This window comes from Bradyrhizobium sp. 40, from assembly GCF_023100925.1.
Classification (GTDB): Bacteria; Pseudomonadota; Alphaproteobacteria; order Rhizobiales; family Xanthobacteraceae; genus Bradyrhizobium.
Map to the genome: position 1 here is coordinate 4,393,701 of NZ_CP064688.1, position 12,901 is coordinate 4,406,601.

The 12,901-nt window shown below is 63.5% G+C and carries 12 protein-coding genes; 2 read left to right on the forward strand and 10 right to left on the reverse strand.

The features are described 5' to 3' along the window. Window positions 1–172: 172 nt before the first annotated feature. The 7 genes from IVB40_RS21475 to IVB40_RS21505 all read right to left on the reverse strand — a co-directional run bounded on the left by IVB40_RS21475 (window position 173) and on the right by IVB40_RS21505 (window position 6,671). On the reverse strand, window positions 173–1,330 hold the full coding sequence (locus IVB40_RS21475; RefSeq protein WP_247816214.1) for a LuxR C-terminal-related transcriptional regulator: 1,158 nt from the start codon (window positions 1,328–1,330) through the stop codon (window positions 173–175). 320 nt (window positions 1,331–1,650) lie between these two features. Then, window positions 1,651–2,163 (reverse strand): hypothetical protein, encoded by a 513-nt coding sequence (locus IVB40_RS21480; protein ID WP_247816215.1) that lies wholly within the window; start codon window positions 2,161–2,163, stop codon window positions 1,651–1,653. 92 nt (window positions 2,164–2,255) lie between these two features. Continuing rightward, window positions 2,256–2,702 carry a MaoC family dehydratase gene (locus tag IVB40_RS21485; protein ID WP_247286609.1) on the reverse strand — a complete coding sequence of 149 codons (447 nt, stop codon included), beginning with the start codon at window positions 2,700–2,702 and terminating at the stop codon, window positions 2,256–2,258. A 403-nt stretch (window positions 2,703–3,105) separates the two neighbouring features. Continuing rightward, the gene (locus tag IVB40_RS21490; protein ID WP_247286611.1) at window positions 3,106–3,528 is read right to left on the reverse strand and encodes a hypothetical protein; all 423 of its coding nucleotides are present in this window, start codon (window positions 3,526–3,528) and stop codon (window positions 3,106–3,108) included. A gap of 12 nt (window positions 3,529–3,540) precedes the next feature. Beyond that, window positions 3,541–3,762 (reverse strand): hypothetical protein, encoded by a 222-nt coding sequence (locus IVB40_RS21495; RefSeq protein ID WP_007592399.1) that lies wholly within the window; start codon window positions 3,760–3,762, stop codon window positions 3,541–3,543. Window positions 3,763–3,959: 197 nt separating this feature from the next. Then, window positions 3,960–4,778 carry a lytic murein transglycosylase gene (locus tag IVB40_RS21500; protein ID WP_247360439.1) on the reverse strand — a complete coding sequence of 273 codons (819 nt, stop codon included), beginning with the start codon at window positions 4,776–4,778 and terminating at the stop codon, window positions 3,960–3,962. A gap of 39 nt (window positions 4,779–4,817) precedes the next feature. After that, a complete protein-coding gene (locus tag IVB40_RS21505) occupies window positions 4,818–6,671 on the reverse strand; it encodes an NAD(P)/FAD-dependent oxidoreductase (RefSeq protein ID WP_247816216.1) in 1,854 nt (617 codons plus the stop codon). A 178-nt stretch (window positions 6,672–6,849) separates the two neighbouring features. Here IVB40_RS21505 and IVB40_RS21510 point away from each other — a divergent pair, with 178 nt between their 5' ends. Continuing rightward, entirely contained in the window at window positions 6,850–8,475 is a 1,626-nt protein-coding gene (locus IVB40_RS21510; RefSeq protein WP_247286617.1) for a long-chain fatty acid--CoA ligase, read from the forward strand. A 41-nt stretch (window positions 8,476–8,516) separates the two neighbouring features. Further along, on the forward strand, window positions 8,517–9,728 hold the full coding sequence (locus IVB40_RS21515) for an acyl-CoA dehydrogenase family protein (protein ID WP_247433778.1): 1,212 nt from the start codon (window positions 8,517–8,519) through the stop codon (window positions 9,726–9,728). A gap of 21 nt (window positions 9,729–9,749) precedes the next feature. Here IVB40_RS21515 and IVB40_RS21520 read toward each other — a convergent pair whose 3' ends face one another. Genes IVB40_RS21520 through IVB40_RS21530 form a run of 3 tightly spaced genes read right to left on the reverse strand, consistent with a single transcriptional unit; the run spans window position 9,750 to window position 12,867 of the window. Then, window positions 9,750–10,616 (reverse strand): HlyD family secretion protein, encoded by an 867-nt coding sequence (locus IVB40_RS21520; RefSeq protein WP_027569487.1) that lies wholly within the window; start codon window positions 10,614–10,616, stop codon window positions 9,750–9,752. After that, complete coding sequence (locus tag IVB40_RS21525) at window positions 10,613–10,819, reverse strand: DUF1656 domain-containing protein (protein ID WP_027569486.1); 207 nt, start codon at window positions 10,817–10,819, stop codon at window positions 10,613–10,615. The genes IVB40_RS21520 and IVB40_RS21525 overlap by 4 nt, the downstream gene beginning before the upstream one ends. Beyond that, the gene (locus tag IVB40_RS21530; RefSeq protein WP_247816217.1) at window positions 10,816–12,867 is read right to left on the reverse strand and encodes an FUSC family protein; all 2,052 of its coding nucleotides are present in this window, start codon (window positions 12,865–12,867) and stop codon (window positions 10,816–10,818) included. The genes IVB40_RS21525 and IVB40_RS21530 overlap by 4 nt, the downstream gene beginning before the upstream one ends. Window positions 12,868–12,901: the final 34 nt, after the last annotated feature.

The window sequence follows — 12,901 nt, forward strand, 5'->3', positions numbered from 1 at the left end:
CGTTTGACGCCGTCGTGGCATCTCTTCGCGGCGCTTGCTGCTCTTCACTTTTCTGGATCGCGATATACGAAAGTATCAAATGACTCGCGTCCTGCATTCGGAGGACACGGGAGCTAGGCTCATCACAATGGATTGAGATTGCCGCACATAACGGCGAACCATGTGAAATGGATCACACGGCCTCGCCACTGCCGTTCGTTCGACGCGCGAATGGAACGGCAAAACCGGTGGCGATCTTGACCAGGTCGGCCTGCCTGCCGGCGCCGGTCTTCTCGAACAGGCGGCCGAGATGCGTCTTCACCGTCGTTTCGGCGATGCCGAGCTTTGCAGCGATGTCGGGAACGCCGCCAATCTCGATAATGGCCATCAATACGCGCAGTTCGGACGGGGTCAGCCTGAAGGCCGCAGCGATCGCATCGGCTGCGAGCCATGTCGCTGCCGAGGCCTTCTGCACGAAGAGCACCGTGGCTGCAGCATCTCGCGATGGAATGCGATCGCGCTTCACGGGAAAAGCGTGGAGCAGATAGTGCTCCCCATCAACCGACGTCGCAAGCTCGATCTGGCGGCGGGCAGCGGAACGAGTTTCGCTGCCTGAATCGATTTCGCACAGAGCGCGGAATATTTTGTCGGTCTGGGTGTTTCGGGCCACGATCCGGTCGCCGACCATCGCGAGCAGGCTGGCATCGGCGAACAGGCCGCGGCATGCTGCGTTGGCATGCACGACCCGGCCATCTGCGTCGAGCAGGCAGATCGCCGTGCTCAGCCCATCCAAGACATCGGCAAGGTCGTCCACGGTATGCGAGCGTGCCCTGATCTGCCGGCCCATGATCCTGGAGCGCTGGAGGTGCGGAGCAAGCAGCCGCATGCGCTCTCGCATCGGCTCGTCAACGAGTCCGCGCGACCGGTGGCGCAACACCTGCAGGATCGTGGTGCGCGTCTCCGACTTCTCGAGGGCAACGGTGGCAAGGTCTATCGCTCCTTGCGGTTCCACCCACTCGCGATAGAAGCTTGTTGCCAGGAAATCCGTCTGAGACATGATGTCGGCGACGCCAATCGTCTGTTCCGCCGCGAACGTGAGATGACGATCGAGCAGAGGGTCGAGCTCCACATATCGGTCGCGATAAAGCTGGCGGAAGCGGGGTTCGCTGCCAAAATGCTCATGGATCTCGATCGAGAGCCTGGCTCTGTCCCTGGACAGGATGGTCACGGCACATCCGCCGACGAAATGCGAAACCTGTTCTAGCACCCCGTTGCGCAGCGCGGGATCGACCGCCGCGTCGTAGATCTCGCCGACGAGGGACGAGAATCGATTTGCGTGGAGGATCGTCATCGGCCGGACGACGCAATCCGCGTATGGCTCGCACGCGCGAGAGAGATCGCGATCCGGACACTGGCGCAGGAGACGGGCCAGTCAATCGCCCCATTCCAAGCCGAGAAAACGTTGCAACGAAATGCTGGAATATCGAACATCGTCCTTGCGTAACGTCAACCGCAGGATGCGGCTTGGACGTTTTCGCCAAAGACTAGGATTAAAGCGAACAGCGCGCGGACTGTGTGCGATGAGTCACGCGTGCGATGCGTCAGGCGCCGTTCGCGCTGCAGAACCCTGTCGCCACCGATCCCGCCGGCCTCGCATCCGGCTCCGGCAATCTACTTGCGATTCTCCTCGCAAAACTTCAGCGCTGCCAGCGCTTCACCGGCACGCGGCACCTGCATCTCGATGCTGTCGTCGTCATCGTCCTCGAAATCGAGCGAGAGACGCTTGGCCCTGGACAGCCGGTCCATCATGGACTGATCGTATTCGAAGATACCGCGAACGGTGGTCTTGTCCATGACCTCCCACTTGGCCTTCTTCATGATATCGGCGTCATCGGTGCCGACATCGGCTCGGAGGATCTCGCCAACCTTGTCCCACTCCCAGCCGTCATAGATCATCACGATCACGATAGCCTTCTCGGAATAGGTGATGACGATGACGTAGTCCCGGTTCTCGTCTTCCTTGTCCTTGTAGCCGCGGCTCGCATTGCAATGTGCGTCTTGCGTACGCTTTTCGATGGTCCAGTCGCCGACTTTGGCTTGTTGCGCCTGCACCGGTCTTGCGGTCAAAGCGACGGCGCTCAAGGCGCCGGCCAGCAACCCGGCGGCGAGAAGAGATCGTTTCATGTCAGCCTCCAGCGTGTTCCCCGGACCGAGATGACCACCTCTGCCGGTGACCCGCAAGGGCTTCGGGGGGTGCGTAGGGCGCCGGCCCTGCCCTACTCCTGCCGCGGCACGATCGCGATCGGGGTGAAGGTGTAAACCTCCTCGCCGTTCTGGTTGAACATCGTCCATTTCACCAATGCGATGCCCTGGGGCTTCGACTTCGACGGCGTCAGGCTCATGACCTCCCCGACCAGATGCAGACGGTCATCGGGCCGTACCGGGATGGTCCAGCGCAGCCCATCGACGCCAGCGCCGATCAGCGGATGCGGGCCGAAGGGGCGGGTCTGGATCGCGAGGCTCATGGCAATCGCGGCGGTGTGCCATCCCGAGGCAGCGAGACCCCCGAACAGGGTCTGCTTGGCGGCTTCGTGGTCGAGATGCATCGGCTGCGGATCGAACTCGGCCGCGAACCGCTTGATGTCGGCCGCGGTGACGTGAACTTCGGGGGATTTGAACTGCATTCCAATGGTGAGATCGTCGAACCACTCGACTTGCGCCATGATTTCGCCTCGCCATGTGATGCGCCGCCTCGCGGCTAATGGGATTGAGCAAGAGCGGGATGTAGCGGCTCCGCAGCGCACAAACCAGCCCGGGGTTCCCCAAGAAACCCGTTTCCAGATGCGACGAAACACGCCTGAAACAGATGGTCGGTTATCTGGTTGTCAAAATCATACAGGGACGGCCACCATGCAATTCTTCCTCGACCTGATCTGGGATTATTCCTGCTGTCAGCACCTCGTCGCCCTGCCGCCGCAGGAGGGTGAGCTATGATCGAGCTGATCTCGGCCTTGCTCGCGCTTTGCAGCGTCGGCGTTTTTGCAGCGCACGCGGTGGATGCCTATCGCACCACACATTACTGATAGCCTTGCACTGATAGCCTTGCTCTAGGCTGATAGCCTTGCCCTAGAACGGCCGCCGGTAGAAGTGCTCCGAATGTGTTGCCGGCGGAAACCTGTTGGCGAGCGCGAGAGCTCCCCTCTCGTCGGTTTCGAGCGCGATCTTCTGTGCGAGCATGACGTCGCCGGGGACGAGAAAGCCTGACGGGACGAAGCACCACCCCATCGTCGCATTTCCGGCCGCATCGATCTCATGGACATTGGCGGCGGTGCCATAATGGATGCGATAGGTCTTGCCGGTATCGCAGCCGACGACATCGAAATGCCGGTACTGCTCAAATTGGACGCGCTGCGCCGGCGACAGCCATTCGGCCAGGAGCCGGCGGCCGCGGGCATCCGGCGTGTTCTCGCCGAAGAAGCGCCGATAGAGTTCGCGTAGCGCATGCAGACGCGCACGCGCCGGCGCGCGGAGCCAGACCGCCGCGATCATGAGCAGCTCAGATCAACCGCCGACTAGGCGGGGATAGAACAGCGTTTCCTGCGCGGTCGGGTCGAACGATCGGATCCGGGTGACCTCGCCAGGTCCGGTTCGCAGCGCGGCGGTGAAGCCCGCTCCGGTCAGCTCCCGAAAGCGCCGTTCGGCCCGCGCCAGCGCTTCGGCATTGCCAGGATCAAACTCGTGGCGCGTGTCGCCAGTCTGGTCCATCACGATCTGGGTTGCCATGTTGAGTCTCCTCATGCCCAGCCCTGTTCGATCAAAGCAAACCTCGTGCCGTCGGTTCCTGATGGCAACAACTTTCTCTTGTCGGCGCATCACGCCTTGCTGAGCAGGAGCGTGTTCAAGCGAAGTGGATGCCGGTTCGCACAAAGAAAACGCGCCAAGAACAAGAAGCTAGAACCCCCTTCGAAACGGGGCTCCGGTCAGCGCGAGGCGGCCGTTCCTCCGCCCTCGTCGATCTGCCGTCCCATCAGGGCGATCGCCTTCTGATAAACGCCGGCGGCATTCCAGGCTTCGATGGCGACGAAATTCGGTTCACCCGGCTGGTAACCGGCTCCTGCACGCCAGCCATGGGCCTTGAGGAAATTCGCCGTCGAGTTCAGCGCATTGGCGGCAACCTCGAGATTGCCGGTGCCATAGGCCAGGATGTTCTTGGGCATGAACTGGGTCTGGCCGACTTCGCCGTGCATCGAGCCGCGGGTTGCCCCCGACAGCGTGCCGCGATCGATCAGCTTCAGCGCCGCATAGAGCTGCTCGGTGAAGAATTCGGGACGGCGGCAGTCATAGGCGAGCGTCGCGATCGAGGAGAGCATGTTCTGGTTGCCGCGCTGGCTGCCGAATCCGGTTTCCATGCCCCAGATCGCGATCAACGGGCCCGGCGGAACGCCATAGCGCTGCTGGATCGAGGCGAACAAGGCAGCCTGCGACTGCTTGAGCTGGCGGCCCTTGGCCACAATCGTTGTGGCGCCGCGCTTGGCGAGGAACTGGTCGAGCGTTAGCGAGAAGCTGCGCTGGCCACGGTCGGCCGCGATGGTGGCACTGGCGTAATTGGTCTGCACCAGGGCCGCGAGCGCGGTCTGGCCAACGCCCTTGCCCTGCGCCTCCGCGCTGAACTCGCGCTTCCAGGCCTCGAAGCCGGCCGACGAGCTGCCGCATTGCGCGGCGTGGGCGGCGGGCGCCAGGCAGCTGAGCAGCGTCATCGCCCCAAAAACCGCCGCAGCTACAGTTCTGCCCCTAATCATGTCCGATGTCCTCTCTCTGGCGCGATCCGATGCCCGAGCTTACCCGGACGAAGGCGCCGACTCCATGGCATGATCATACGACAGTTCCAGTCCAACCAAATTGCCCTCCTTGCGCCACTTGTCGAGCAGCCGCAGGAATGCCACCGGCCCGCGCCAATACTGGCTGTTTCTCGCCGCGATCGGATCGAACACGCCTTCATTGTTGTAGTAGCCGGGCGTGCATTCGGCGAGATAGGTCTGGCGGCCGAGCGCGGCTTTGACCACCTCCTCGACCCAGGCGTTTTCGGCCGCCAGCGTCGGCTCGAGGGTTCGCGCCTTGCGCTTGCGCGCTTCGGCGATCACGTAGGCGATGTGCTGCGACTGCTCGTCGATGATGTGCGGGAAGTTGGCGCTCTGGCCGGCCTGCACCATGACGATCAGGAAGCAGTTCGGGAAGCCGCGGCTGTAGAAGCCATGCATCGTCTTGACGCCGTCGCGCCAGCGCTCGGACAGGCTGACGCCGTCACGGCCGTAGACCTCAAAGCCCATGCGACGGGCGTAATCGGTACCGACTTCGAAACCGCTGGCATAGATCAGGCAGTCAAGTTCGTAGGCGTGGCCGTCGACCACGACGGCATTCTCGGTGATGCGATCGACGCCCTGTCCCCTGGTGTCGACGAGATGCACGTTGGGGCGATTAAAGGTGTCGAGATATTCGTCGTGGAAACACGGCCGTTTGCAGAAGGCCTTGTACCAGGGCTTCAACGCCGAAGCCGTCGCCTCGTCCTTGACGATCGCATCGACGCGCGCTCGGATCTCCTCCATCTTGCGATAATCGGCCTGCTCGATGACCTTGAGCGCCTCCTCGATCGAGGTCACCGGCTGGGATTGGCGGCGCGGTGCCAGCAGTATCTCGCCGAGCAGGCCGGTCCAGCCGTCCTGCACCAGATCCTGTTCGAATGGTTCGCCCGAGATCACGGCGGTGAAATTGTCCATGCGTTCGCGCTGCCAGCCGGGCCTGAGCCGCTGCGCCCAGCTCTGATCCGTCGGGCGGTCGTCCCGCACGCCGATCGCCGACGGCGTACGTTGGAAAACGTAGAGCTCCTTGGCCGAGCGGCCGAGATGCGGCACGCATTGCACGGCGGTGGCGCCGGTGCCGATGATGCCGACGCGTTTGTCGCCAAGACCACTAAGATCACCTTCGGCCGTGCCCCCGGTGTAGGCGTAATCCCAGCGGCTGGTGTGGAAGCTGTGTCCCTTGAAGCTTTCGATACCGGGAATGCCGGGCAGCTTCGGACGGCTCAGCGGGCCTCCAGCAAGGATGACGAAGCGCGCGCGGATGCAATCACCGCGATCGGTCTCGACCAGCCAAATTGCCTCCTGCTCTTGCCATTCCATGCGCGTGATGACGGTCTGAAACAGCGCGCGCTCATAGAGATCGAAGTGACGGCCGATGCGGCGCGAATGCTCGTAGATCTCGGGTGCTCGTGCATATTTGCGCACGGGCACGTAGCCGGTCTCTTCCAGCAACGGCAGGTAGATGTAGCTCTCGGTATCGCAGGCCGCGCCAGGGTAGCGATTCCAGTACCAGGTGCCGCCGAAATCGGCGGCCTTTTCCACGACGCGGAAATCATCGATGCCGGCTTCGCGCAGTCGTGCGCCGCACAGAAGGCCGCCGAAGCCGCCGCCGACGATGAGCACCTCGGTCTGTTCGCTGACAGCCTCGCGCGCGAATCCGGAATTGGCCCAGGGATCGTCGAGATAGCGCCCGAACTCGCCGGTCACCTCGACATATTGCGCCTTGCCCTCGGTGCGCAGGCGCCGATCGCGCTCGTCGCGATAGCGCGCACGGAGTGCGTCAATGTCGAGTGTAGATTCGCCGGCTGCGCCGGTCTTGTGTCTTTGCGCTGACATCCGTTTCCTCCCCGGCGGATACTGCTTCGCCGGCAGCTCGCATCACTTAGCCCTGAAAAAGTGACGCATGCAATCACGTCCCTCGCTTTTTGGCGTGAACGTCGCCTGGCGTTCCGCTAACCTCAAACGCACATCACAAGCGTACGTCATGCAACGACATGGCGGTCCGGAGGAGACGATGCAGGGATTGATGATGGACATGCCGCTCCTGATCAGCGGCCTGATCCAGTATGCCGCCGATTATCACGGCGAGGCCGAGGTCGTCGCCCGCGAGATCGAAGGCGACATCCATCGCTACACCTATGCCGACGCCCATCCGCGCATCAAGCGCATGGCGTTGGCGCTCAAGAGGCTCGGCATGATGCCCGGTGACCGCGTCGGCACGCTGGCCTGGAATACACACCGGCATTTCGAGATGTTCTACGCCGCGCCGGGCATGGGCTACGTGCTGCACACCATCAACCCGCGACTGTTCCCCGAGCAGCTCGTCTACATCGTCAATCACGCCGACGACCGGCTGCTGTTCATCGACCGTGCCACGCTGCCGATCGTGGAGGCGATCGCGCCGCAGCTCACATCGATCGAAGCCTATGTCGTGATGTGCTCGCGCGAGCGGATGCCCGAGACCAAGCTTGCCAACGTGCATTGCTACGAGGAGCTTCTGGACAACGAGAACGACGCCGGCTTTGCCTGGCCGGAGTTCGACGAAAAATCGGCGTCCACCATCTGCTACACCTCCGGCACCACCGGCAATCCCAAAGGCGTGATCTATTCGCACCGCGCCGCGATCCTGCAGACCATGGTCTCCTGCAATTTCGACTTCCTGCCCGGGCACCTGGAAGGCGTGCGCGAGGTGATGATGCCGATGGCGCCGCTGTTCCACGGCAACGGCTGGAACATGCCGTTCACCGCGCCCTATACCGGCTCGAAGCTGGTGCTGCCCGGCCGCAATTACGAGCCCGACAAGCTCTACGAGCTGCTCGAAGGCGAGAAGGTGACGCTGTCCGCGGGCGTGCCGAGCTTCTGGCTGATCCTGCTCGACTGGCTCGGACGCACCGGCAACAGGTTTTCGACGCTTCGTGCAACATTGTCGTCAGGCTCGGCGCCGCCGGGCGCGATGGTCGAGAAGCTCAAGCGCGAGTATGACATCGACTACGTCCAGGCCTGGGGCATGACCGAGGCGCTCGGCTGCTCGATGCCTGGCCTGCGGCCGGGCTCCGAGCATCTCGACGACAAGGAGAAGTTCGACCGCCGCCAGGTGTCCGGCCGCGCCTGTTTCGGCACCGCCTTGCGCATCGTCGACGACGGCGGCAACGAGCTGCCGCGCGACGGCAAGAGTGTCGGCCATCTGCGCGCGCGAGGACCGTGGGTTGCGTCCGGCTACATGAAACTCGACGAAGGCCTCGACCGCGACGGCTGGCTGATCACCGGCGACATGGCCGTGATCGATCCCCAGGGCCACGTCACGCTGACCGACCGCTCCAAGGACGTGATCAAGTCCGGCGGCGAATGGATCTCCTCGATCCAGCTCGAGGACGTCGCCTTGTCTCACCCCGATGTGCTGCAAGCCGCCGTGGTCGCGATCAATCATGAGAAATGGCAGGAACGACCTCTGCTCCTCGTCGTCCGCAAGAAGGGCGCGACCGTCGACGGCAAGACGCTGCTCGAGCACATGCGCCCGAAGATCGCGAGCTGGTGGATGCCCGACGCCGTCGAGTTCATGGACGAGTTCCCGATGACCGGCACCGGCAAGGTGCTCAAATCAGCGTTGCGCGAGAAATTCAAAGGGTATCGCGTCGCCTGAGCCGATTGCGCCCGGCCTGTCCATCGATCAAGGAGACAAAGATGCTCTACCCGATGTCGCCCAAAGTCGTCGAGCTCAAGCGCAGGCTCGAAAGTTTCATGGACCGGCACATCTATCCGAACGAGGAACGCTTTTATCGCGAGGCGGAGGAGCTGGGTCCCTGGAAAGTCTATCCGGTCGTCGAGGAGCTGAAGCCGCTGGCGCGCGCCGAAGGCCTCTGGAATCTGTTCCTGCCGGACTCCGGCCACGGTGCAGGCCTGACCAATCTTGAGTATGCCCCGCTCTGCGAGGTCATGGGCCGCTCGCATCTCGCACCCGAAGTCTTCAACTGTTCGGCGCCCGACACCGGCAACATGGAGGTGCTGGAGCGCTATGGCACGGAGAAGGACAAGGAGCGCTGGCTGAAGCCGCTGCTCGCGGGCGAAATCCGCTCCTGCTTCGCCATGACCGAGCCTGCCGTCGCCTCATCCGATGCGACCAACATCGAAAGCTCGATCGTTCGCGAGGGCGACCATTACGTCATCAACGGCCGCAAATGGTACACCACCAACGCGACCGACCCGCGCTGCAAGATCTGCATCTTCATGGGCAAGACCGATCCCGACAATGCGGACCGCCACAAGCAGCAATCCATGATCCTGGTGCCGATGGACATAGCAGGCGTCGAGGTCAAGCGTGCCCTGCCCGTGTTCGGCTTCTACGGTGTGCCCGACCGTGCCTCCGAGGTCGTCTTCACCGATGTGCGCGTGCCCAAGGAGAACATGCTGCTCGGCGAGGGTCGCGGCTTCGAGATCGCGCAGGGACGCCTCGGCCCGGGGCGTATCCACCACTGCATGCGGCTGATCGGGCTCTCCGAACGCACGCTGGAGAAGATGTGCCGGAGGGTGCGCAGCCGCGTCGCCTTCGGCAAGCCGGTCTCCGAGCAGACGGTGACGCAGGAACGCATCGCAGAAGCCCGCATCATGATCGAGCAGGCCCGGCTGCTGACGCTCAACGCCGCCTACGCGATGGATACCGTCGGCAACAAAGTGGCGAAAGCCGAGATCGCGATGATCAAGGTCGCCGTGCCCAACATGGCCTGCCAGATCATCGACTGGGCGATCCAGGCCCATGGCGGCGGCGGCACGTCGAACGATTTCGGATTGACCCAGGCCTATGCGACCGCGCGTTTGCTACGTCTCGCCGACGGCCCGGACGAGGTCCACAGGAACCAGATCGCGCGGTTCGAGCTGAAGAAATATTCGAACGCTTGAATCGGGCGATGGCAATCGCATCTACTTCAACACCTCGACCGTCGCCGAGCGTCCCGCGACCAGCGACATATTCTCAGGCACCGGATCCAGCGCGATGCGCACCGGCACGCGCTGAGCGAGGCGTACCCAGCTGAAGGTCGGGTTGACGTTGGCGAGCAGGCTCGCGCCCTCGGCTCGGTCGCGGTCCTCGATGCCGGCAGCGATGCTCTCGACATGGCCTAAAAGCGTGACCTTCTCGCCCATCAGGCGGACTTGGACTTTGTCACCGATTCGGATCCGCGCGAGTTTCGTCTCTTCGAAATAGCCTTCGACATGCAGCGTGTCGATGTCGACGAGTGCCATCACGCCCTTCCCGGCCGTCACGTAAGCGCCGGGACGCAGATCCATGTTGGTGATCACGCCGTTCACAGAGGCATGCACCTCGCTGCGATCGAGATTGAGCTGGGCGACCGCGCGGTCGGCAACGGCCTGGTCAAAGGCAGCCCTGGCCTGGAGCTGGGTGGCCAGAACCTGCTCCTGCTTCTGCTGTGACACCGCATCCGTCGTCAGCGCGCTGTAGCGCTTCAAATCGGCATTGGCCTGATCGAGCGTGGCCTGATGACCGGCCACCGACGCATCGGCTTGCCGCAGCGCCAGCGCAAAACGCTCGCGATCGATCTTGAACAGGACGTCACCGCGATGGACCTTCTGATTGTCCTTCACCAGCACTTCGGTCACGAAGCCCGACACATCGGGCGCGACCTGCACCACGTCGGCACGCACGCGGCCGTCGCGCGTCCAGGGCTGCTCCATGTAATAGACCCAGAGTTCGCGGCCGACAGCGAGCGCCGCGACGACGACGATCGCAGTCAGCAGGAGGCGACCGAGCCAGGCGAAATTCCCCTTCATGCGAGATACTCCGAGAGATAGACGACGACGCCGAGAAGGCAGACGAAGATCGCGAAATCGAACAGCGCGCGGTGCCAGACCAGCCGATAGAGATCGAAGCGCTGCATGAAGCGGCGCAGCAGAGCACTCAGGGCAAAGGCGATGATGATCCACAACAGCAGCGCTGGCACGAGCACACCGTAGATATCGATCACGTATCTCATGCCGCAACACTCTCGCCTGCACGCGGCCGATAGGCCGGCGCATCCGGAAACAGGCCGCGCCTGATGCCGACGAGGCCCACCAGGGCGTCCTCGCGCGCCGTTTCGTTGGGATCCTTCACCGCCCGGGCCAGTGCCCGATCGACGCTCGTCAGAAGCTCGGCGGGCATCCCATCGCCCGCATATTTGCGGCAGGCGATAGCGAGCTGATCGAGCATGTCGTCGATGACGGCAATGGTGGACGCCGCAAGTCCATAGCGGGCACGGCGCAGATCGATCACGTTAATTCCGATACGGAGCTGGACCAGGCTGTCGGTATCGCGCCGGTCGCTCTCCGAGAGAAAGGCGATGCGCTGTACGAGCAATCCGAGCCGGTGCAGCATGAGGCCTGCGAATTCAGCGCGATCGCCCTTGCCGCGCCGCTCGGCGGCAACAGCCAGCGTCTCCCAGTTCGACAGCACCAGGCGATTTGCGATCCACTCCGCCCCCACCCCACGCGCGATCCGTGTCACAAGCTCGGCGATGGCGACGCCGACGAAGAAGGCAACGGCGGAGTTGGCGTAGGCCGCGAAGTCCGCGCTGTAGGTCGATTGCAGCGCCAGCAGCGTTGCGGTGTTGGCCGCGAGCGCCATGCCGGTACCCGCCGTCGCCGGCCGCGCGATCAGGAAGCCGTAGAGCAAGAAGGTCGGCGCCAGCACGGCGACCAGAACCTCGAGATGGGAGATCGCGGGCACCAGCGCGAACAGGTAGATCGCGACGACGACAATGGCGACCAGCGACCACAGGCCGAAGCTGCGGATGAAGCGTGCAGGCTCGTCCTGCGCGGCAAAGAACGAGCACGCGACGGCCGCCATCATCGGCGCCGAGGCGCCGTCAGGCCAGCCGGTGCCGATCCAGAAAGCGCAGCAGATCAGGATGGCCGACGCCGCGCCGGCGGCCGACCACAGGGCAAGGCCGCGATCCCTGTGGCGCACCGGCGCGGCACCGGCTTCGGAATGGAAGTCCAGATCGAGGGACGAGACGTTCCGGTTCTCCGCAATCGCTTCCGTCAGGGCGCGGCAATCGCGCGAGAGGTCGACCAGCTCGCGCAGCCGCCACAACAGGCTGGTGACGATGATCCGCTCCCAGGAGGCGCTGTCGTCGAGGATCGCCTGCTGCCCTGCGATCATGGCACGAATCCGCTCGGCGGGCTGTCGAGCGTTGACGTCGCTCGTGATCCATCCCGCGAGATCTTCCAAGAGCCGCTTCAGCTCGGGCTGCCGCCGCAATGCCTCCTCCCCCAGCGCGGCCAGCCGGTCCTCGAGCGAAGCGATCACGGGCAAAAGCATCAGCATGCGGAGCCGGATTTCGCCTAACCCGACGACGGCATTGCGGTCGGTCAGCCGGTCATAGGCAAGATGGGCCGAAAGCGTGTCGATCTCGACGATGTCGGTCGCAAGCTTGATGCGCTTGCCGCGGCGCGTTTCGTTGGTCCCGTGACGCAGCAGGACAACTTGACTCAGGCGCTGCGCGTCCGCCAGCCAGTTGTCGATGCGATTGGCAACAGCCGGCGCGACGCTACGCGGGAATACGATGGTCGAAACCAGGCTGGCGCAGATGATGCCGAGCGAGATTTCCTCGAGCCTTGCCACCGCGGTGTCGAAGATGGCACCCGGCTCGGACACCGAAGGAAAGCCGATCAGCGCCACCGTATACCCGGCCAGCATGAAGACATAGCTGCGCGGTGTGCCGTCGAGCAGCGAAAGGTAAAGACAGAGCCCGACCCAGAGCGCGATTGCCAGGCACAGCAGCTCGGGTGCATCGATCAGGTTCGGAACGAGCGCCACCGTCATGACCGCGCCGACCAACGTGCCCATCACGCGGAAGAAAGCCTTCGAGCTGGTTGCGCCCGCCAGCGGCTGCGAAGTGATGTAGACGGTCGCCATCGCCCAATAGGGCCGCGGCAGATCCATTGCCAGCGCGATGACGAGCGCCAGGATTGACGCGGCGAACGTCTTCAAAGCGAAAATGAGGTCCGCGTGGCGGACCAGGAAGGGCTCATCTGCGCGCATGGCTATTTCGCTTTGGCGTCGGTCTTCATGGCTT